Origin of the sequence: Burkholderia sp. KCJ3K979, from assembly GCF_016759955.1 — a bacterium.
GTDB lineage: Bacteria > Pseudomonadota > Gammaproteobacteria > Burkholderiales > Burkholderiaceae > Burkholderia > Burkholderia orbicola.
Genome location: NZ_JACFYV010000001.1, coordinates 66,247 through 87,761, shown reverse-complemented (window position 1 = coordinate 87,761; position 21,515 = coordinate 66,247). Strand labels below are relative to the sequence as shown.

18 protein-coding genes are annotated in these 21,515 nt (G+C 58.4%); 6 read left to right on the top strand and 12 right to left on the bottom strand.

Features of this window, described 5'->3' with window-relative positions; genetic code table 11:
- Positions 1 to 4: 4 nt before the first annotated feature.
- From H3O04_RS00405 to H3O04_RS00395, 3 genes are all read left to right on the top strand, one after another.
- The gene (locus H3O04_RS00405; RefSeq protein WP_202586813.1) at positions 5 to 1,174 is read left to right on the top strand and encodes a thiolase domain-containing protein; all 1,170 of its coding nucleotides are present in this window, start codon (positions 5 to 7) and stop codon (positions 1,172 to 1,174) included.
- Positions 1,175 to 1,179: 5 nt separating this feature from the next.
- Positions 1,180 to 1,581, top strand: coding sequence for a Zn-ribbon domain-containing OB-fold protein (locus H3O04_RS00400; protein ID WP_202586812.1), 402 nt, complete (start codon positions 1,180 to 1,182; stop codon positions 1,579 to 1,581).
- A gap of 88 nt (positions 1,582 to 1,669) precedes the next feature.
- Positions 1,670 to 2,836, top strand: coding sequence for a lactonase family protein (locus H3O04_RS00395; RefSeq protein WP_202586811.1), 1,167 nt, complete (start codon positions 1,670 to 1,672; stop codon positions 2,834 to 2,836).
- Positions 2,837 to 2,884: 48 nt separating this feature from the next.
- Here the strand turns inward: H3O04_RS00395 and H3O04_RS00390 are convergent, their stop codons facing one another.
- Positions 2,885 to 3,712: a glucose 1-dehydrogenase gene (locus tag H3O04_RS00390; protein ID WP_202586810.1), complete on the bottom strand. Its 828-nt coding sequence runs from the start codon at positions 3,710 to 3,712 to the stop codon at positions 2,885 to 2,887.
- 255 nt (positions 3,713 to 3,967) lie between these two features.
- Here H3O04_RS00390 and H3O04_RS00385 point away from each other — a divergent pair, with 255 nt between their 5' ends.
- Together H3O04_RS00385 and H3O04_RS00380 are read left to right on the top strand one after the other, a co-directional pair.
- Positions 3,968 to 5,089 carry a CapA family protein gene (locus H3O04_RS00385; RefSeq protein WP_202586809.1) on the top strand — a complete coding sequence of 374 codons (1,122 nt, stop codon included), beginning with the start codon at positions 3,968 to 3,970 and terminating at the stop codon, positions 5,087 to 5,089.
- 50 nt (positions 5,090 to 5,139) lie between these two features.
- A complete protein-coding gene (locus tag H3O04_RS00380) occupies positions 5,140 to 5,916 on the top strand; it encodes an SDR family oxidoreductase (RefSeq protein WP_202586808.1) in 777 nt (258 codons plus the stop codon).
- 25 nt (positions 5,917 to 5,941) lie between these two features.
- Here H3O04_RS00380 and H3O04_RS00375 read toward each other — a convergent pair whose 3' ends face one another.
- The 9 genes from H3O04_RS00375 to H3O04_RS00335 form a co-directional block, all read right to left on the bottom strand.
- The gene (locus H3O04_RS00375; protein ID WP_237666098.1) at positions 5,942 to 6,679 is read right to left on the bottom strand and encodes an IclR family transcriptional regulator; all 738 of its coding nucleotides are present in this window, start codon (positions 6,677 to 6,679) and stop codon (positions 5,942 to 5,944) included.
- Between the two features lie 216 nt (positions 6,680 to 6,895).
- A complete protein-coding gene (locus tag H3O04_RS00370; protein WP_202586806.1) occupies positions 6,896 to 8,458 on the bottom strand; it encodes a tripartite tricarboxylate transporter permease in 1,563 nt (520 codons plus the stop codon).
- The gene (locus H3O04_RS00365) at positions 8,455 to 8,940 is read right to left on the bottom strand and encodes a tripartite tricarboxylate transporter TctB family protein (protein ID WP_202586805.1); all 486 of its coding nucleotides are present in this window, start codon (positions 8,938 to 8,940) and stop codon (positions 8,455 to 8,457) included. The genes H3O04_RS00370 and H3O04_RS00365 overlap by 4 nt, the downstream gene beginning before the upstream one ends.
- Positions 8,941 to 9,140: 200 nt before the next feature.
- Entirely contained in the window at positions 9,141 to 10,301 is a 1,161-nt protein-coding gene (gene tcuB, locus H3O04_RS00360; protein ID WP_202586804.1) for a tricarballylate utilization 4Fe-4S protein TcuB, read from the bottom strand.
- Entirely contained in the window at positions 10,288 to 11,697 is a 1,410-nt protein-coding gene (tcuA, locus tag H3O04_RS00355; protein WP_202586803.1) for an FAD-dependent tricarballylate dehydrogenase TcuA, read from the bottom strand. The genes tcuB and tcuA overlap by 14 nt, the downstream gene beginning before the upstream one ends.
- A gap of 485 nt (positions 11,698 to 12,182) precedes the next feature.
- Positions 12,183 to 12,971, bottom strand: a complete 789-nt coding sequence (locus tag H3O04_RS00350) for an enoyl-CoA hydratase/isomerase family protein (RefSeq protein ID WP_337249598.1) — start codon at positions 12,969 to 12,971, stop codon at positions 12,183 to 12,185.
- A 47-nt stretch (positions 12,972 to 13,018) separates the two neighbouring features.
- A complete protein-coding gene (locus H3O04_RS00345) occupies positions 13,019 to 13,747 on the bottom strand; it encodes an enoyl-CoA hydratase/isomerase family protein (RefSeq protein ID WP_202586802.1) in 729 nt (242 codons plus the stop codon).
- Between the two features lie 27 nt (positions 13,748 to 13,774).
- A complete protein-coding gene (locus H3O04_RS00340) occupies positions 13,775 to 14,815 on the bottom strand; it encodes a CDP-6-deoxy-delta-3,4-glucoseen reductase (RefSeq protein ID WP_202586801.1) in 1,041 nt (346 codons plus the stop codon).
- A 37-nt stretch (positions 14,816 to 14,852) separates the two neighbouring features.
- Positions 14,853 to 16,973, bottom strand: a complete 2,121-nt coding sequence (locus H3O04_RS00335; protein WP_202586800.1) for an acetate--CoA ligase family protein — start codon at positions 16,971 to 16,973, stop codon at positions 14,853 to 14,855.
- A 342-nt stretch (positions 16,974 to 17,315) separates the two neighbouring features.
- Here H3O04_RS00335 and H3O04_RS00330 point away from each other — a divergent pair, with 342 nt between their 5' ends.
- Complete coding sequence (locus tag H3O04_RS00330; protein ID WP_237666097.1) at positions 17,316 to 18,074, top strand: hypothetical protein; 759 nt, start codon at positions 17,316 to 17,318, stop codon at positions 18,072 to 18,074.
- 308 nt (positions 18,075 to 18,382) lie between these two features.
- On the opposite strand, the gene H3O04_RS00325 is transcribed toward H3O04_RS00330, so the two are convergent.
- Positions 18,383 to 20,494 (bottom strand): 3-hydroxyacyl-CoA dehydrogenase NAD-binding domain-containing protein, encoded by a 2,112-nt coding sequence (locus tag H3O04_RS00325; RefSeq protein WP_202586799.1) that lies wholly within the window; start codon positions 20,492 to 20,494, stop codon positions 18,383 to 18,385.
- Between the two features lie 198 nt (positions 20,495 to 20,692).
- Positions 20,693 to 21,505, bottom strand: coding sequence for an IclR family transcriptional regulator (locus tag H3O04_RS00320; protein ID WP_337249597.1), 813 nt, complete (start codon positions 21,503 to 21,505; stop codon positions 20,693 to 20,695).
- Positions 21,506 to 21,515 lie beyond the last annotated feature (10 nt).

The window sequence follows — 21,515 nt, the reverse complement described above, 5'->3', positions numbered from 1 at the left end:
CCGTATGACCATCAAAGGCAAGGCTTATATCGTCGGTGCCTACGAACACCCGTTGCGCAAGGCTCCCAACCATTCAGTTGCCCAGCTCCACGCTGAAGTCGCGAAGGGCGCGATCGAGGACGCTGGCCTCACACGTGACGACATCGACGGCTTTTTCTGCGCAGGTGATGCTCCTGGCGCGAACCCGTGGTCGATGTCTGACTACTTAAATCTGACCAGGCTTCGCCACATCGATTCAACAGACATGGGCGGTTGCTCTTACCTGATCCACGTGGCGCACGCCGCGCAGGCAATAGCGGCTGGCAAGTGCAATGTCGCGCTCGTGACGCTTGCGGGTCGGCCCAATTCCGAAGGGAGCGCTGGAACACAGGTGCGCAACAGGGGAACCAACCTTCCCGACGCTCCGTTCGAAATTCCATACAGTCCGGTACCGCTTAACCTGTATGCAATGGCCGCGATGCGCCATATGTACGAATTCGGGACGACGAACGAGCAACTGGCGTGGGTCAAGGTGGCTGCTTCTCACCACGCACAATACAACGAGCACGCAATGCTGCGCTCCCTTGTGTCAGTCGAGGACGTTCTCGCCTCGCCAATGATCTCGGACCCATTGCACCGGCTTGATTCATGCGTCGTGACCGACGGAGGGGGTGCAATCGTCATTGCGCGCCCTGAGATCGCAAAATCGCTTTCACGCCCGCGCGTGCGGGTGCTGGGATGCGGTGAGTCAGCAAAACACCTGACGGGTGGGGACATTGACCTCACCTACACGACAGCCGCGTGGACCGGACCGCGTGCCTTTGAAGAAGCCGGAGTGACGCCGGCAGACATCCAATACGCGTCTATCTACGACAGCTTCACCATTACGGTGATCCTGCAACTCGAGGATCTTGGTTTCTGCCCGAAGGGCGAAGGTGGCAGGTTCGTCGCCGATGGCAACCTGATCTCTGGTAAAGGAAAGCTTCCAATCAACACCGACGGGGGCGGCCTCTGTAACAATCATCCATCGAACCGTGGCGGCATGACGAAAATCATCGAAGCGGTAAGACAGTTGCGGACCGAGGCTCATCCATCGGTACAAGTTCCAAACTGTACGCTTGCCCTGGCGACTGGAATCGGCGGTGCGATTGGAACCCGCCACGGTGGCGCAACAGTGATCCTGGAAAGGGAGTAACCCGCATGACTTCTACCGTCGCAGAACGCGTGATCAAGGATCCCGCTATCAATCCCGGTGATGAGCCTTTTTTTGCGGCTGCTGATAAAGGACGGTTGCTGCTCAAATTCTGCTCGAGCTGTGGTCGTCCTCATCACTATCCCCGCTCCCTCTGCCCTTTCTGCTGGAGCACCGATCTGTCGTGGAAGGAGACCGCCGGAACGGGCGAAATTTACGCTTACAGCGTTATGCGCCGGGGTCCTGGCGCGCCCTATTGCATCGCGTATGTGAAGCTGGATGAAGGCCCCAAGATGCTCACCAACATCGTGGACATCGACTATGACGCCATCGCGATTGGCCAGCGGGTTCGGGTAGCTTTCAAAAGATCCGAGGGGGGCCTCGCCATCCCGATGTTCACACCAGCTTGACCCGTAATCGTCGATCCGGCGGGTTACCCCGAAACGGCCATAGGGACGCCGAACCCGCCCGTTACTCCGCAATCTGGAGCACCACAAAATGAGTCTCATTTCGCTTTTCAGTGCCGTCGATGACACCCTGACGCGCTACGATGTCGACGTCACCGCCGCAACCCTGACCCGACGCGAAAGCATTCGGACTGCCGCCAAAGTCCAGTATGCATGGCCCCACCCCGATGGCCCGTATCTTTACGTGTCCACCAGCGCTGCGGGGCCACACGTACCGTCGGATTTTAACCACGTGAGCGCGTACGCAATGGGCCACGATGGAACGCTGACGACGCATGGCCCCTCGCGAATCCTCGATCGCCGGGCCGTTCACACCTGCGTTGACCCCACGGGAAAGTATCTTCTGAGCGCACACAACTTTCCGCGAAGCGGCCTGACCATTCATCCGCTTCTCGAGGACGGCACAATCGGCGAACCAGTTCCTCAGAACGATGCCATTGACTGCGGCGCCTATCCTCATCAGGTTCGAGTGCTCCCGTCCGCGCAGGCAGCGTTGATCGTGGACCGTGGAAACAACGCCCGGGCCGACAAGGAAGAGGATCCAGGTGCATTGAGGCTGTTCCCGCTGTCTGACGGCGTCCTCTCGTCGGGCGACGTAATTGCACCGGATCGCGGCTACGGCTTCGGCCCAAGACACGTCGACTTCCATCCGACACAGCCGTGGATGTACGTTTCGGACGAGCGAACCAATCAGCTTTACATGTTCCGGATTACAGACAGTACCATCGAGAGTAAGCCAGCATATCGCTGCAGCCTGCTTGAAGCGCCCAACCGTGTCGACGCCCGGCAACTGGGCGGTCCCATCCATGTCCACCCTTCCGGTCGGTATGTGTTCGTTGCAAACCGCGCGGACCGGACTGAGGAAATCGACGGCCAGAAGGTTTTTGCGGGCGGCGAGAACAGTATCGCCGTGTTCAGGATCGACGCTTTCACGGGTGAACCGACTCTTGTGGAGCATGCTCGCACAAGAAGTTTTCATGTGCGTACTTTCGCATGTGATCCCACCGGGACGCTGCTGGTGACTGCGAGCATCAAACCACTGGCGGCGAGCGTCGATGGCGAGGTCAGGACCATCCCGGCGGCTCTTACTGTGTTCCGCATCTGCGACAACGGATCGCTCGAATATGTCCGTCAATATCCGGTGCAGGTCCGGGACGGGCAGTTGCAGTACTGGATGGGTATCGTTGTGGTTAGCTGAGAGGGCAGAAGCGCGCGAAGACGGTGCTCGCGACGCCTTCGCCTGTCTCTAGATCCGGTTAAGAATTCGACCACCGTCAACGAGCAAGGAAACGCCCGTGACAAACGACGCCTCGTCGGACGCCAGATACAACGCAGCGTTCGCAACATCCCATGCTGTACCTTGCCGGCCCAGCGGTACTTTCGCGTTCCGTTCAGCCAGGACCTGTTCGCGGCTCTGATTCCACTCGCGAGCTCGCGTATCCACCGCCATAGGCGTGGCAATCAGCCCCGGCAGGATACAGTTCGCACGGATTCCATGCGGCGCATTCTGCAACGCGAGCTGCTCCGTGAACGCGATCACGCCCGCCTTCGTCGCCTTGTAGGCCACATACGGATACTTTCCTGGCCCGGCAGCTGAGGAAACGTTGACGATCACACCGGAACGCTGCTCACTCATTATTTTCACCGCGTGCTTGCACGCAAACACGGTACCGCGCAGATTGATCCGGCAGATGTTGTCGAACCGTTCTTCTGTGATATCCATCAGATCGGCGTCGCCGCCGCCGAGGCTGACGCCCACGTTGTTGTGCAATATGTCGACGGAACCCCACATCTGTCTGGCGCCATAGATTGCACTGGCGAGCTGCTCCTCGTGTGCGACGTCAGCGGCAACCGCATGCGCCTCGAAACCCTCGCTCTTTATGATTTGCGCAGTCTCTTGCGCCGATTCCAAAGATCGATCCACGGCCAGCACGCGCGCGCCCTCCCTTGCGAAACGCATTGCTGCCGCGCGTCCGTTACCTAGACCCTCGCCCGGGCTTTGCCCTGCCCCAATAACAACCGCAACCTTGTCGGCAAGGCGCGTGCGTGTGGTCCATCCGTCAGTCTCAGTCACCGCTGTCTCCCTGTTTGCGAGTCAAATCGAAGCGCGTCACGTGCGAAACAAAACTGACAAACCGTTTCCCAATGCATCGCCGCGCCATGAGATGCTATCATGGGTTCTTATAATCAATACTCGTTTCACTGATTGGAACTTAACACCGATGGGATATCCATTGTCCTGCGGGTTTCCACGGATGGCTAGTTGCGCTAGCCTTTCAATAGCGCCCCGGTTCAGCAGAGGCGGCCGGGCAAAACATAAGGAGGCGGAATGACAAAGCTTGCATCGATCCTTATCGGTGGTGATTGCGGCCCCACTCACGGGCCTGAGCAAGGCTTTCCCATCGAAGGCTACACAGAGCTGGTAGCGCCCTCTCTGCGGGAAGCCGATTTCCGCTTCGTGAACTGTATGCGGACGTACTCGGCACGCGGAGTAAAGTCGGACCACGCGCCACAGGTCTGTCAGCCAATTGAAATGTCGACGCTTTTTACGGGTGGACTGTTCGACGCAGTAACAATGGCGAACAACCACAGTCTCGATGCAGGCTCCGAAGCGATGCTCGACACGCGAAAGCTTTTTATTGAAAATGGCCTGCAGGTTACCGGTGCCGGACGCGACCTCGACGAGGCCCGTCAACCAGCGATTATCGAAAAGGCGGGAGTGCGTGTCGGCTATCTCGGTTACACGTCGGTAGCCACTGCCGGGACTGAGGCAGACAAAGGCAAACCCGGGGTCGTCAACATCCGCGTCAAGACGACTTATGAACCGCGCGGGCCCCACCAGCCCGTGCGAGTATGGACCTCGCCAAATCCCCAGGATCTTGCCCGGCTCACGGAGGATATAGCTGCTCTGCGCAAGAAGGTTGACGTGGTGGTACTCGCGTACCACGCTGGCGCAATACGTCTGCCGAGGATCATTTCTGACTATCAGGTTGACGTCGCTCACGCTGCGATCGACGCTGGCGCCGATCTCGTCGTCGGACACGCCCCACATATCCCCAAGGCCATTGAGGTCTACAAGGGCAAGGTCATCTTTTACAGTCTCGGCGTCTTCGCAATGACCAAGTCATTTGCAGCACCCGCTTGGACAAATGAGCCCGCGTGGGCACAGGGCGCCGTCCGCAACTTCATGGACCTTGACCCGGAATACCCTCTGATGCCTTACGGCAAGGACTGCACGCTCGCGCTGCTCGCAAAGGCATACGTCACCGCTCAGGGGATCGCAAAGGTCTCATTCCTTCCGGTCAAATTCGATGGCCGCTATCGCCCCGAGGTACTTCGCGCGGGCGATACGAGGTTCGAAGAAGTTGTCGAATACATGAAATGGGCGTCGGAAGATATGCCTCATAAATTCGAGATCGAAGGCGATGAAGTCGTGGTCACAGCACAGTGAACCGGCCACCGCACCAACCGTTCAACCATCAGAGTGAAGGCTAGTTAATCATGGATTTGGGCATCAAAGGGAAGACCGCTCTGGTCACCGCGTCGAGTAGCGGCATGGGTCGGAACATCGCTCACTCGCTTGCGGCAGAGGGAGCAAACGTGGTGCTGTTCGCGCGCTCAGAGGACAAGCTGACGGCAGTCGCGGATGAGATCACCCAGCAGCATGGCGTGCGTGCTGTTGCAAAAGCGGGAGACATGCGCGTCGGCGGCGACGTCACTGCGCTGGTCGAAGTGGTGAAAGCAGAGTTTGGCGGCCTGGATATTGTCGTACTCAACACGGCTCGCCCACCAAATCCTATTCGCGCCACGACGGAGGAGGTTGATATGACGCGCTGGGACGAGGCGTATCAGAACCAGCTCGCCGGTGTCTTGCAGGTGGTCAGTCAGACCATTCCGTTGATCACCGCGCGCGGATGGGGCAGGGTGATTGCGATCACTTCGGCATCTGTGAAAGCCCCGATGGCTCACCATAGCCTGTCGACAGTCTTCCGGGCCGGTGTCACCGCTTATATGAAGCATCTCGCCAATGAGGTTGGCTCGAGCGGCGTCACGGTCAACTGTGTCGCGCCCGCCCTCATCGAAACCCCGCATCGAGCCGGATCAGCTGCCTACTCGCCTGCTCAGGCCGAGGCGCGCAAGAAATTGACGCCTCTTGGCCGGATGGGCACTCAAAGCGAACTCGCGGGTGTAGTCACCTTTCTGGCGTCAGTACAGGCTGGATTCATCACCGGCGCGACGATCCCGGTTGAAGGCGGAATGGTGGGATCGCTGTTCTGAACCCCGCTTCGAATTCCTGCCCGCCCTACTCGGTTTGGCCGCCGAACTGACGCGAGATATTGACAGCCGCCTCGACTACGAGTTTGATGAAGTTTTTCTCATGCATCTGCATCCGCACGGAGGGGGCGCCAACGGACAGGCAATAGTGGACCTGTCCGTCGACTCCCATGATCGGGGCCGAGATTGCCGAGATGCCCATCAGTCGCTCACCGTGCGAGACAGCGTAGCCATTCTCACGAATGCGCTGGAGCTCTTCGAGAAAAGCCGCCTTGCTTTGTTTGGTGGCTTTCGTAGCGGCCGGCAGCAGCGGCGTCAAATCCGCCTTCGACATGTATGCCATCAGCACCTTGGAACCAGAGCCCGCCTGCAGCGGTATCTGTTCACCGGCCTGCACCACTGCTCTAAGAGGGGCAGTCACAGTCGAAATGGAATCGATGCACACGCGGTTGGGACCGTTGACCGTATGAAGGGACACGGTCTCTTTCGTTGTCTCGGCGAGCTCCGTCATAAAAGGACGGGCGATCTCGCGAATACCTAGAGTTCCGCGCACAAGACCAGCGAGCCTCGTGAAGCGGAAGGACAAACAGTACTGCTGGTCCTCCAATCGAACCAAATACCCGGCTCGCTCCAGACTCTGCACAATCCGGAAAGTGGTGGACTTCGGCAAATCAATGCGTTCGGAGATCTCCTGAAGAGACAGGCTGCTCCGCTCAACGCTAAAACTTTCGAAAACAGCCAGAATACGTTCAACCGAGCGCATCATTTCGCAACGTTCCATACGGGGTCAAAGACAACCGTATGGTACATCAGGTGCGGTCCGAACCGGCCCTTTCGAAGCATTCAGCCCGCCGGGAGACTCAGTATCCGGACTGCGGCTCCGGCGACATAGCGCGTGGCAAACCACGCGGCCTCCACTGGCAGTGGCACCTGCCAGCATGAACAAGCAGCCGCCGATCGGCGGATCGGCGGCGCTCTGGCATCACTCCTCGGTCAGCGGAGCGTGAGATAACGGAGGCGCCGCCACCTCCGGTGACCCACCTGTCGAGCGCTTGCGCTGGTGCTCACGCCAGGCGAAGAAGCACTGCCCGATGACCATCACCGCGCAGATCGCCACGAACGCTGCGCTGATTGGCCGTTGCACGAAGATTGTGAGGTCCCCCCGCGACAGCAAAAGTGCCCGTCGGAAATTTTCCTCGACCATGGGTCCAAGAACGTACCCAAGGAGAATGGTGGCTACAGGAAAATCCAATGCGAGCAAAACAGCCCCGACAATCCCGAACACCAGTACCTCACCGACCTCGAAAAGACTGTTGTTCGTACTATAGACGCCGACCGCTATGAAGAAGAGCGCCGACGGATACATCAGCCGATAAGGAACCTGCAGAAGTTTTACCCAGACTCCAATCAGTGGTACGTTTAGCAGCACCAGGAGCACGTTGCCGATCCAGAAACTCGCTATCAGCCCCCAGAAGAGATCGGCGTGCTGCGTAATGAGCTGGGGACCAGGTTGGAACCCCTGAATGAGCAACGCGCCCAGCAGCAGGGCCATCACCGCATCACCGGGAATACCGAGCGTCATGGTTGGAATGAAGTCAACCTGGGTTTTTGCGTGAGCCGACGCTTCAGGACTGGCTACACCTTCAATGGCACCCTGGCCGAAGCGTTCCGGCCGCTTCGCTATCTTCTTTTCGAGCGCGTACGCAAGGAAAGTGGTGATGGTCGGACCCGTTCCCGGCATGGCACCGAAAAGCGTCCCCACGAATGTGCCACGAACCATCGGCCAGAAAGCCTGCCTCAGCTCGCCACGTGTTGGCCGCATGTCACGCAGACGCACCTTCGTCTGTGTCCCGACAAAGCTGATCCGGTTCACGTTGATCAGGAAATCAGCAACTCCGAACAAACCCATCGACAGCGCAACAAGTTCGACCTTGTCCGACAGTTCTGGGAAACCAAATGTAAACCGCTCAACGCCGCTGTTGACGTCCGTGCCGACAATCCCCAGCAACAGCCCGAATACTGTCATCGCGATCCCTTTAAGTCGTGAGCCGCGGGACATTGTCGCACCGGCAATCAGGCCGAGCAGCATGATAGAGACGATCTCAGTTGGGCCGAAATCGAAAGCGATCTTGACCAGCCATGGCGAAAGAAAAATCATCACCACGATGCCGACCGAAGCCGCAAAAAATGACGACACCATCGTGATGCCCAGCGCAGCACCCCCGCGCCCCTGCTTCGTCATTGGATACCCATCGATACAGGTTACGGCATGAGGTGGATGCGACGGCAGGTTCAACAGTATCGCACCGAGCGCACCGCCGTACTGCGATCCGTAGAATATGCCGGCCAGCATCAAAAGCGCCGGAACCGCGTGCATAGAATACGTTAGGGGCAGCAACATGGCGATCGCCGAGAGTGCTCCCATGCCTGGAAGCACACCGATCAGATTGCCTACCAGCACACCAACAAACGACCACAACAGGTTTTGCGGCATCGCCGCGACGCTAAAACCATACATGAGATCATGCAGCGTTTGCGCAATCATACGGCACCCCACTTGAACAACGGCAACTGGATCTGCAGCGCCCACCAGAAGACAACCACGGCGATTGCATCCATCGCCAGTGCCAGCAGGACCGCTGATTTAAGGTTGTTATCCCGATCGCCGAGCGCCGAAATAAAGACCACCGCGAACGTGCCCGCGACGAGTCCCAGGTACTTTGTGAGCAAGACAAACGCAATCATCCCCAGGCAGATAAGAATCCACGCCTTCCACTCCGGTCGCAGCTTCTTTTTCGTAGAGGGCTTGTCAGACACCACCCCGGCATGCACTGACAGATAGCCTTGAACGGCGATCCCGCAACCGACCAGGGCCAAAATGAGGCCCAGAAAGAACGGGAAAAAACCCGGTCCCATCTGAACCAGCGTGCCAATGTGGTAAGCGACGGAATGCGTTAGCACGCCGACTCCGACAACAATCAGCAATGCGCCGCCGATTAGGTCTTTATGCAACAGTGTTCTGTTCATGGTGTCTCCTCCTATGAACGTCAATAACATCTGGTTCTCTCTCCGACAGGAACTGATGTGCTCCCGTCACGTCTCTGCGATGCGACTGGCGAGGACTAGTATTGAATGTACTGATGATGTCCAGTGCCAGTTGGCGGCAGCATCGCGCGTGGCAACCCGGCTCGAAGGCCGGGACTTCGTGTTAGTCCTTCTTCGTACGACTACTCCTCCACCAACAACGAAGACGGCTTGCGCTTCTCGATCGCCCATTTCAGCAGAGCGGCAGATCGATAAATACCGTGTGCAAACTTTCCGTACGGCAGCGTCAGGAAAAGCGCCAGCACCACACCTAGATGTACGGCTAGCAACACTGGCATCGCGCCTGTTTCCCGGGCGCTCAGCAGTACCAGCCCTGTGAGACCGGCCAGCCAGAGCAACGCGATGAATCCGCGGTCCATGCCCTTCTGCGATGCATCGCCATGAAGCGGATGGCGCTTAAGGTTCAGGATAAACAGGCCGCTGCATCCCACGACGAGACTCATCCCCCCGAGCGATCCCAGAAATACGGGAAGGCTGGTCAGGCCGTAAGGCGCCTCCAGCGCAAAGAAATAGTGATAAAGGGTGGCGACGCAGGTTGATGCAAAACAGAGCATGAAACCGTAGAACGTCAGATGATGAAACCGTCGCCGTGAAAGTGAATAACTGTCGCTGTCGTTGTTACAGCCTTCGCCGTGACCGCCACCAAGGTACTTGAGTGTCAACACGGAACCAGCCGTTTCTGCGGCGGCATCCACCGACAGCTCACCAGGGCTTTCGTTTTTCCAGAATTTGCGCACACCAATCGACAACGAGATGACGGCCAGAAGAAACACCGACCCGAAGATGAGAGCGAGGAGATTGTGCGGGAAGACGACGTAAAAATTTGCGCTACCAGATTGCGGCTTGCCTGCTAGCGCAGCAAGCGCGAGAAACAGCGCAAGACCACCTGCCAGCGCCAGCGCGACCGTCGTACCATTCTTTCGATACAGCGTACCGAACGACGCGGGCCATGCATAATCTGTGTAGGTGTCCACTCGCACCTTCGCCATCGCCTGCGGTACGTTCACGGCGAATTCATGCGGCGGTGCGTACTGACACGCGTGCAGGCATGCACCACAGTTGTGGCACAGATTCGCGAGAAAGTGCACGTCTGCCCTGTCGAATTCGAGTCGTCGCGTCATTGCGGGAAAGACCGCACAGAAGCCTTCGCAGTAACGGCACGCGTTACAGATCTGCATGATGCGGCTGACTTCCTTTTCCGCCCGGGTCATGTCAGTCCGTGCGACGACTTCGTTTCTCGCGAGCGCTGCAGCCTCGCGGGTCAATGCTTCAAGCGACTGCATGATTGATAGCTTCCCTATAGTGCTGCGCCGCTGCCGCGGCCTGAGTGCCAGCGATCCGGCCAAAGGCAGTTCCGATCGACATACCCACCCCGGCCGTATACCCCTTGCCGAGAATGTTTCCTGCCATCATCTCTCCGGCAACGAACAGGTTCCGGGACGGTTCGCCGCCAAAATGAACGGCGGCATTTGCATCTACTTTCAGGCCGAGATAAGTGAACGTGATACCCGGACGCAATGCATATGCGTAGAACGGCGCCCGATCTAACGGCTGTGCCCAGTGCGTTTTTGGAGGGTTGAGACCAACGGTATGGCAGTCGTCGAGCACTGCATGATTGAATGCACCAGGCTGGCAGGACTCGTTGTACGTCTGGATCGTCTCCAGGAATTCGTCCTCGTTGAACCCAAGTGCCGATGCCAGCTCGCGGAGTGAATTCGCTTTGGTACCTGGGAACACTGGAGGCATGAACCGACCGATCGCTTTGGAGTCGATGATTGAATAGGCTATCTGGCCGGGTTGCTGTGCAACCAGCCGGCCCCATATGGCGTAACGTTTAGGCCAGAAGTCCTCACCCTCGTCGTAGAACCGCTTACCATCGCGATTAAGAACGACCCCTAGCGAAACACAGTCGACCCGCGTGCAAATTCCGCCGTCATAGAGCGGCGCTCGTGCATCGATTGCCACGCAATGAGACTGGGAAGGGTCACCGATTGCGTCCGCGCCGGCATCAATCATGAACTTCAGCAGCGTGCCCTGATTGAAGCGCGTGCCACGGATCAGGAAATTGTCCGCGACCCAGACCCCATCCACCTGGCCCCACGCTTCGCGAAGCCATTCGCGATTCGACTCAAAACCGCCGGCTGCAAGCACACAACTCTTCGCCTCAATGCGCTCACTCCCGATGTTTGCTGCAACAAACCGGGTGCCATCGAGTTCGATTGAGTCAACGGGTGCGTTGTACCGGACAGTGACGCCGAGGGCTTCGGCACTACGGTAGTAAGCGTTGACAAGCGCCTTTCCACCACCCATAAAGAATGCGTTGGTACGGGCTACATGCAGGGCGCCGGACAGTGGAGGCTGAAAGTGCACGCCGTGCTTTCTCATCCAGTCGCGGCAACTGGACGAATCGCGAATTGCGATACGAGCCAGTTCCTCGTTCGTGTTCCCACCGGTTACCTTTAGAAGGTCCTGCCAGAACTCTTCTTCGGGATAGGCATCAACGAGCACGTCCTGCGGCGCATCATGCATACAGCGCAGATTGCGTGTATGTTGCGAATTCCCGCCACGCCACTCCCTTGGAGCCGCTTCAAGCAACAGTACGCTGGCATCCGCCTCCCGCGCCATTATTGCGGCGCAGAGTGCGGCGTTGCCTCCTCCGATTACGAGAACGTCTAACATAGTCTTTGTCCTATTCTGATAGGCCATGCTACGGGGGCGTCGAGATCATCGCCACCAGCCTTCAGTCAACACGTCTTCAATTTTTCTAAAGACGCATGGTCGGCCTTCGCGCATCAGTGCGACACGGCGCGCCTAGTCGCTACCGCCTGCATCCTGCAACCGCAAAGTGAATGACGGTCGCCGCCGGGATGGGGGAGAAACGCTCCAGGAGCCGTCCATATGTCGGAAGAGAAACAGCGCGATCTCGCTATCCGAATCTTTTTCACGAACACAAACACATCTCACGCCCCACCCCACGCTCTGGGCTCTCTTCACGATTATTCGATCCCGGCACGCCGGCCCGAACCACTTGTCGATGTTCCATCTCAACGAGCGCACGATGTGTTGCATGGTCTGCTCTGATAAGGTCAAGGTCTGCATCTGGTTTCGGTATGGGCCGCATGCATCTCATGCGACTGCCGGCCGAACCCGCCGCTGAAGGCGCTTCAACGCCCCTTGAATTCGGCCTTGCGCTTCTCCTTGTACGCCGTGATCGCTTCCCGGTAGTCCGTGGTCGACTGAACTACCGCCATGAGGGCGGAGGTGGTCTCAAGGCTGGTGCGAAGGTCTGTACGCATTGACTGATACATCAGTCTCTTGATGTCGCGTGTCTGAAGAGGTGGTCCATCTGCCAGACGGGTCGCGAATGCGAGGGTCTCGTCCCGAAGGCTTTCGTCCGGTGTCACTCGGTTGACGATGCCGAGTCTGTGCGCCTCGTCTGCATTAACAAAGTCACCAGTCCACAGCAGTTCCAGCGCTTTGGCCGGCCCAACCAGTCTCGGAAGGAAATAGCAGCCACCGTTGCCGGGGATGAGGCCAACGCGGATGTAGGCTTCTGCAAACCGGGCCGATTGGGCAGCGAAACGGATGTCACACATGAGCGAAAGGTCCATGCCTGCGCCGACGGCCGCACCGTTCACGGCTGCTATCAACGGTTTTTCGAATTCCTCGACGGCTAAAGCAACCTTATGCGTCACCCGCTGGAGTCTTTGCTTACGCTCAAGCGGCGTGGGATCCCCTCCCTCGGCCGCACGACGTCCAAGATCCCCGCCCGAACAGAACGCATCACCTGCTCCCGTGAGAACAAAACTTCCTACATCGTCGTCGTCGTTCGCTTTCTTCAGTTCGTTGCGAAGCAGCTCAAGCATGTCCTCGCTCAACGCATTCTTTTTTTCCGGTCGATTCAGCGTAGCTACCACTACACGACCAACCCTGCTGATTTCAAGATCCGCCACGTCCGTCTCCGTTTAAGTTCGTGATGTGCTAACTTCCGCCAGCCACATTACTTTCCGGCGTCCTGTACTTTGGCCCGATGGCGCGCGTGCTCCTGGCGTGCTTCCTCGAGCGCGGAACGCAAGCCCCGATTGATCCAGTGCTTGTTGTCGGCAAATGCCGCGCGGTTCTTGGATCCCAGCGCCTCTGCGATTTTCGTGGCTGACTGTTCCAGCACATCTCTCCCGACCACTGCGCTTATCAGGCCGCGATTCAGTGCGTCCGCGGCCGGCAGCCGTCGTCCGGTCTGGATGAGGTCCACTGCAAGCGCGCGTCCACCAAGCACTGCGAGAATGTTTGCGCCCGAGAAGGTGGCGATCCCGATGTCGATTTCCGGAAGAGAGAGCGCCGAGCCTTCCGCGGCGACACATCCATCAGCCATCAGTGCGAGCATCGCGCCAGCGCCGACAGCAAGCCCATTCAGCGCAACCACGATGGGAACCGGCGTCACCATCACCGAATCCTGGAGCGCCGCGAGCGCATGAGAACGTCTCTCCCGCTGACGTGCAACATCTCCATCAGGGGACTGCTCGCGCACGTCCACCCCGGCACAGAAAAGCTTCTCGCCTTTCGCCGTCAGCACGACCGCCTGCGTGCTCTCGTCGGCACCAGCCTGGACGATAGCCGACGTGATCCCTTCCATCATGGCGACCGTCATGGCATTTGCCTTCTCGGCGCGGTCGATCTCGATCCACAGTTGTGAATCCCGCTTCCCGATTTGCAGCCCATCTAACGACATACCAACTCCCTAGTTCTTTTTGCGCTGTCACGCGGGCGAGGTTGCACCGGACACGAAAATGTCCGCGAAGAATTCGTCTTCAGACAGACCGCATCGCTCGGTAAAGTCTCTCTTGGCAGAGAGCACAACCACAGGCGCCCCGCACGCGTAGACCTGATACGACGAGAGATCCGCAAAGTCCTTCATCACAGCTTCGTGAACGAATCCCGAACGTCCCCCCCAGTCGTCCCCTGACTGTGCATCGGAGACGACCGGGACATAGTTGACCCCCTGGTCAACCCAGGATTGAGCGAGTGAATCGAGATACAGGTCGTGCGGCCGCCGGCCGCCCCAGTACAGTGTCATTTGTCGGCCACTCTGCTTTCGCAGTTCGTGTTCGATGATGGACTTGATTGGAGCGAACCCCGTTCCGCTTGCCAGCAGAATCATTGGCTTGTCGGATTCGTCGCGCACGAAGAATGTGCCAAACGGCCCCTCCAGGCGAAGAAGGTCGTTCTCCTTCAACTTGCGGAATACGAAGGTACTGAAGGGTCCGCCATAGTTGCGAAGATGCAGCTCGATGAAGCCTTCATCCTCTGGCGAGTTGGCTATCGAAAGGCTGCGCCTGATTCCACCAGGGATCAGCACGTCGATGTACTGACCCGGAAGAAATTTGAACTGCGCGTTCGCTGGCAGCTTGAGCCGGATACGCATGACGTCGTCCGCCAGGCGTTCCAACGCAGCGACGCGGCATGGCGTCTTTTTGACTGGATAGCCCTCGACGGACGGGACCGTCCGGCATTCAACCGTCACATCCGATGCTGGCGTTGCCTGGCATAGCAGTACATAGCCCTGCTCTGCCTCCGAAGCCGAAAGACCTGCAAACTGAGCTTCGCCATGGTCGCAGGCTCCAACCTTTACCTTGGCCTTGCAGGAACCGCATATGCCACTTTGACAGCTATAGGGCAGCGGAAAGTTTGCTGCCAGCGCCGCCGCGAGAATCTTTTCTCCACGGCGGACCTCGAGCGCACGATCGAGCGGCTGGAACGTGACCGTGTGGCGTTCAGCGTGAACCGCCTGGTCATTCATGGAAGAATCTACGGGTAGTTCCACAATGGCTCTCCGCTCAATGACCCGGGAACGCCACAGGCACGATCAACGCATCGGCGGCCAGGACGCCTTCCGCCAGAACGAAAAGTGGATTGACGTCGATCTCGGACACGCCATCTCGATGCTCCCAGGCAAACCGGGAAAGTGCCGCCAAAGCTTTCGACGCGGCATTGACGTCGAGCGCCGGTTTGCCCCGCGCTCCGTCCAGAATCGGGCGGCACCGCAGTTCGTCCAGCATCTGTCGCGCGACCTTTTCATCGAAGGGCGCGAGGCGACAGGAAGAGTCGCGCATCAGTTCAGCGTATATTCCACCGGCTCCGACCACCACAACCGGCCCGAACGCCTCGTCATTTACTACACCAGCGATCAGTTCGAACCCGTCCTTGACCATCTGGGAGACCATGACGCCTTCGATTTGCGCGTCGGGGACATGAGACTGGGCGTTCGCGCGAACCTCGGCAATTGCGGATTCAAGTTCTTTCGGGTCACGGATTCCGACCTTGACGCCGCCAATCTCCGTTTTATGCGCGATATCAGGAGACACGATCTTCACGACGACTGGCCATGACAGCTGCTCTGGCAAGCTGCCGTTGACATCAGTCACGAGGACGTCACGAGTGACAGGGATACCCGCTCGCGAGAGGATGTCCTTGGACTGCGCTTCGGACAGTTTGCCGGCCCAGCCCGAGAGGGGGTCTTTCGATGACTGGGCGGAACGGGAATCTTCATATTCAGAAGTACCCACCTCGCTTCTTGCGGCCGCGTAGCGTGCAAGCATGGCCAACGCTTTCGCTGCGCGCGACGGCGATGGGAACAGAGGCACTCCTGCTGCATCCAGCAACCTGCTCGCATCCGCGATCTGATCGCGGGGAGCTGATGAGAATACGCAGACGGGCTTGGCCGAACCTTTTGCAACTTCAGCAATCACTTCGGCTGCCGCAGCACTACCAGCGCTACCGGTTGTCGCCAGGTTCACGCAAAGAGCATCCACTCCGGGGTCGGCGAGTGTTACCTCAATCGCCGTGCGCAGCTTGTCGCGGTTGCTCGCGGAAAAGTAGCCGGCTGTCAGGTCGATTGGGTTATGCACGGCTCCGATATTCGGAACCACCTCCGCGAGCTGCCGTTCCGTCTCCTCAGCAAGATTCGCCAGATGGAGCCCTTCGGGTTCACCTGCATCAGCGAAAACGATGGCCGAGCCCCCCGAGACCCCCATGACCGCCATTCCGCCATTGGCCGGATATTTCTTGCCTGCGAAAGCCTTCAGGAAGTCAACAGCCTCATGGATCTCGCGAACTTCGACGATTCCGGTCTGCTTGAAGAGCGCACGATAGAAATCATAGCTGCCGGTCATACTTGCGGTATGCGAAGCGGCTGCCCTTGCACCCTCTTCGGTGATCCCACCCTTCCAGAGCAGAACCGGCTTGCCAGCCGCAAGTGCGCGTTTGCCAACATCAAGCAGAGATCTGCCATCCTTCGTACCTTCGATGTACGCGAGGATGATCTGGGTCTCCTGATCGTTCAGCAACGCGTCGATCAGTTGTACGGTGTCTACGTCCGTCTCGTTACCAGTTGCGATCACATGGCGAAAGCCGATGTCCGCCTCAGCACATGCGAGCGCGAGGCTGTATCCGAAGCCACCACTCTGGGTGACGAGGGAAACACCCCCCTTCTTCAGCTTGGGCTCCCGCGTGATGCTCCCGAACGCCGCGAACACCTGTGAGTGAATGTTTGCGAAGCCCAGACAGTTAGGGCCGATGATGCGAATTCCGGCCGCTCTCGCGATCTCGAGCATTTCACGCTCGCGCTCGACGCCCTCGGGGCCGCTCTCGCGAAACCCACCACTCAGCACCACCACATAAGGAACGGACTTTTCAGCGCACGCTTTCAGGACCGGGATAACGCCTTTGGCTGGCACACCGATCACGACCAGGTCTATCGGCGCATCAATGTCGCTTACAGCACCGAAGCACTTGAGACCGTCGAACTCCGCATATTTCGGATTGACTGGATAGATTTGTCCCTGGTAACCGTTCCTGATGAGCGCGCGGACAGCTTGCGACCCTGGGCGGCCCGCTTCGTCCGAAACTCCGACAACCGCGATTGACCGCGGCTCGAGCAAATACTTGAAATCGTTCATTGTCTGATCCGTCTCCAGCTGGTTGTTCCTGAATAGCCTGCTCTGGCACCGAGCGATTCATCCGCAGTCGCTCAACTTGGTGAGTGATCCACTTGACTTGACTGTAGACCTCGCGATGACCCACGTCAATTAAAATGAAATCAGTTTCATTCATCGAAACTGAGAGGCCGATGACAAAACACCGACAGATTCAAGCGACAATATCGCAAGTTTCACTGATCGGAATCGATACTGTTAATCAAAACTCGTGCTACGATCATATCGTGGTTTGCCAGATTCTGGCGAACGCATCAGGCATCGCAGAGCGATCTGCGGACGATGGCAGATTCAAGGAGACTTTGAATGATCTACACACGAAGCGGCGCCGACGCTCTTTCCAAGAGAGACGTTGTGGTTTCCCCGGGAACCGGAAACCAGCATTGGGGAACGGTGTTTTTTGGCCCTCGCAGTTCGAACACCACAGGTTCAGGGCCGCAGGCCACTATGTCGGAACTGCAACCGCACGAGTCGGTTGTTCCGCATTTTCACGGTGTGACGATGTTCCAGATGTTCATCGCCGGCTCCGGGACGCTTGGGAACAAGCAACAGCCGCTCGAACCGCTGACGGTGCAGTTCAAGGATCACCACACTGCTTATGGTCCGATCGTCGCAGGTCCGCAGGGCCTGTCGTTTGTCGCGATGCGGATGGTCACCGGCAATTCCGAACCGGTGTATCTGAACAAGGAGGGATATCGAGACCGGCTTAAGCCGAGCAAACGCCGCCATCTCACCTCAGAACGCGTGCGCTTCTCCATTGAGCCGGTGCTGAAGGAACGGGCCGAGCCGGTCTGGGAAACGCTTCTGAAGGACGACTCGGACGGCATGCACGCGCAGATCGTTCGACTCGGAGCGGGCCAGAGCGTCGAAGGCCCGGATCCGAAAGCCGCTGCTGGTTACTACGTGTTTGTCGGCAACGGTACCCTCCTGCACAACGGCGAAGAACTTCCGCTCTGGTCCATGGTGGTCGTCGAGCCGAACGAAGAAAAGTTCACAATCCGCTCGGGAGACAAGGGACTTGAGGCGCTGGTCCTCCAGTACCCGCGCGAGGAAAACAACGCCTGAGGCAGTACTCAGGTCTGAAAGCGACCCCGGAGGCGCGGAAACGGTCTCCGGGATTCCAGCTTTTGGTCGAATGAGCGCTCGGATCGGTGATTGCAGCACATGTCTGCTTCACCGACACAGCAAAAGACGAAAATCGCCGATATCGCCACCGTGGGAAATTCTGGCTGAAATAGCTACCACGGTGGCGTCAGATGTTAGCAGCCGTAGGGAGCCGACGCTCGCGAACAATCAGCATGAGTCAAGGTGCGGCGGGTAGTTGCGACAGGCCCTTCGATCCTGTTGGATCGAAGGGCATTCTCCGCTCAGTGTCAGATTCCCGGCGCGCGCAAGTCTCGTAGCTGCAATCCCGCAGCTGCAGCTTCCAGCAAGAGACGTCCCGGCTTCCAGCGTTTGCCGAACTGCTCGTGCCAGGCCTGGACCTGCTGAGCAACCTTGACTGCGCCAACGGTATCCGCCCAAAACATCAGGCCGCCCCTGTGCCGGGGAAATCCGAAACCGTACAGCCACATCACGTCGACGTCGCTCGCGCGGTACGCTTTTCCATCCTCAAGAATCTTGCAAACCTCGTTGACTGACGCGAAGAGCAGACGCTGAAGAATCTCGTCGTCCGAGAACTCGCGTTGTTCGACGCCGAGTTCGCGTGCCACTCCAGCAATGATGGTGTCGACCTCAGGGTCCACGATAGGCTGCCGGTCCCCAGGGTTGTATCGGTACCAGCCGGCGCCATTTTTCTGACCTTTGCGGCCAAGTTCAACCATCCGGTCAGGCACGTGAAGTTTGCGATAGGTGGGATCGGCGGCCGCCCGCCGTTTCCGGGTGTCGTAGCTGACATCGAGACCTGACAGGTCGCTGACCGCGAACGGCCCCATCGGGTAGCCGAACGTCTTCATGACGCGATCGATCTGGTCTGGTCGAGCACCTTCTTCGAGCAGCAGCATCGCCTCCGTGACCAGCGGCGCACGGCTGCGGTTCGCGGCAAAACCGTCGCACGATCCCGCAACGACGCTTACCTTGTTGAGGTCGCGTCCGAGCCGGGCGGTACGCAGGATGGTCTCGACAGAGCTGCTAGTGCCTCGCACCACCTCACACAGCTTCATGACGTTTGCCGGCGCGAAGAAGTGTGCGCCCGCCACGTCGGCTGGCCGGCGCGTCACGTTGGCCATCGTATCGATATCGATCGCCGAGGAATTGGTCAGCAAAAGCGCACCCTCCTTCATTACGCTATCGATTTTTCCGAAAACTTCCTTCTTGAGGTCGATGCGCTCGAAAACCGCCTCAATCACCACATCCGCGTCACCGATCTGTTCATAGTCCATCACGGGCTGGATGTATGCGAGGTTCTCGTCCATCTCGCCCTGTGTCAAACTGCCTCGGGTCACTCTCGTCGCATAAGTGTCCCTGATTTTCTGCATTCCGCGATCGATACCCTCCTGACTTGCTTCCAGCACTTTCACAGGAATGCGGGCTTCGGCGAAACACATAGCAATCCCTCCGCCCATCGTTCCTGCTCCAATCACGGCAGCGCTGCGAACTGGCTCGGGCTTGTAGTGGTCGGGCTTGCCCGGAATCTTTGCGGCTTCGCGCTCCGCAAAAAATGCATAACGAAGCGCCTTCGCCTCATCGGAACTTTCGAGTTCCGCGAAAAGCGACTGTTCAAGCGCGATGCCTTCCTCGAAGGATCCATTCACCGCCATGTCGATACAGGCCAACGCGCTGTGTGGGGCCTTGACGAATCGCGCCTTCCTGGCGGCTTCGTCACGCGCAGGTGTCCACTCCTGCGGATTGCCTTTCGCATGCTCGATCCGCCCGTGCATGTCGCGAACGCGGCGCACGCCTTGATCCTGAGAAAGACTTTTTACAAAGTCCAGGGCTTGGGCGAGGACGAGTCCGTCGGCCACGACGCGGTCGATCAGGCCCAATTCCAGAGCGTCTTTTGCAGACACATGACGGCCACTAACGATGATGTCGATGGCCGCCTTCGGCCCAACAAGCCGCGTAAGCCGTTGCGTGCCTCCACCGGCAGGGATGACGCCGATCTTCACCTCGGGCAAACCCAGTTTTGCGTCGGGAGTGGCGAATCGGTAGTGACATGCAAGCGCATGCTCCAGACCTGCGCCCAATGCGTAGCCGCGGATGGCCGCCACGACTGGCTTCTGGCTGGCGTCCAGCGCTGCAGTGCTAACCGACGACGAGACTTTGCGCTCTTTGCCAAACTGCCGGATATCGGCCCCCGCCACAAAATTGCTCCCACCTCCTGTCAGAACGACGCCTCTCACCGTGTCGTCGGCATTCGCACGATAGAGACATTCGATCAGACCTTCCCGCATTCCGGGCGCGAGCGCGTTGACCGGGGGATTACTTAGCGTTATCACCGCTACGCCATCAACGACCTTATATCCAACTGACGCTTCTTCCGACATTGCCGGTCTCCTTTCAGCAAAAATCCGGTTCCGGGCGCGCGATCCCCGATAACGAAGTCCCTGCAGCGCGTGTCGACGTACGCCGAACCACCGTGAGGACACCTTCCCGCCCGCAACAAATGCCTTCGATGGTACCACGCGTTCTACTCAACAGCATCGGTTCCACCCATCGGAACCGTATCGAGAGTTGTTATCGAGTCAGCCGCTGATGCGATGAGTAATCTTCCCTGTATCTTTCGCGAGAAACTGCGTTGCCTCATGTAAATCCACCGTCGCGGCGCCGAACTGGCGTGAGATATCGGCTGCGGCAACCAGGATGCTGCGTACGATTTCATCCTCGTTGATCCTCATCCGAACGGTGGGAGCGCCTACCGAAATGCAATATCTGACCTGGTCCTCCGAATCTCGAATTGGCGCAGAAATTGCTGAAATGCCGAGAAGACGCTCACCATGAGATACAGCAAACCCCTGAGTGCGGATCATCTCCAGCTCCCTCTCAATCTCGGTCCTCGACCGTCTTGTCACTCGCGCGACATCGACAACCATCGCAGACAGCATCTCCGGTGGCATGTACGCCATCAGGACCTTCGAACCGGCTCCCGCCACCATTGGCACCTGCTCGCCGGGTTGGGCGACCATCCTGAGCGGCGCGGCAACAGTCGCCACCGCGTCGATACAGATCCGATAGCTACCGGAAAGCGTGTGCAACGATGCCGTCTCGCGAGTGCGGTCGGCAAGCCGAAGGAGGAACGGCCGAGATATCTCACGAATCCCGAGGGTGCTGCGGACGTGTCCCGCAAGGCGGGTGAACTGGAACGACAGGCAATACTGCTGATCTTCAAGGCGCACCAGATATCCCGCTTTCTCCAGGCTCTGGACGATACGAAATGCCGTCGACTTGGGAAGTGCGATGCGGTCCGCTATTTCCTGAAGCATCAGACTCGTCCGGTCGACGCTGAAACTTTCAAACACCGCCAGAATGCGTTGCACCGAGCGCATGGTATCTTTCACGGAAAAACCT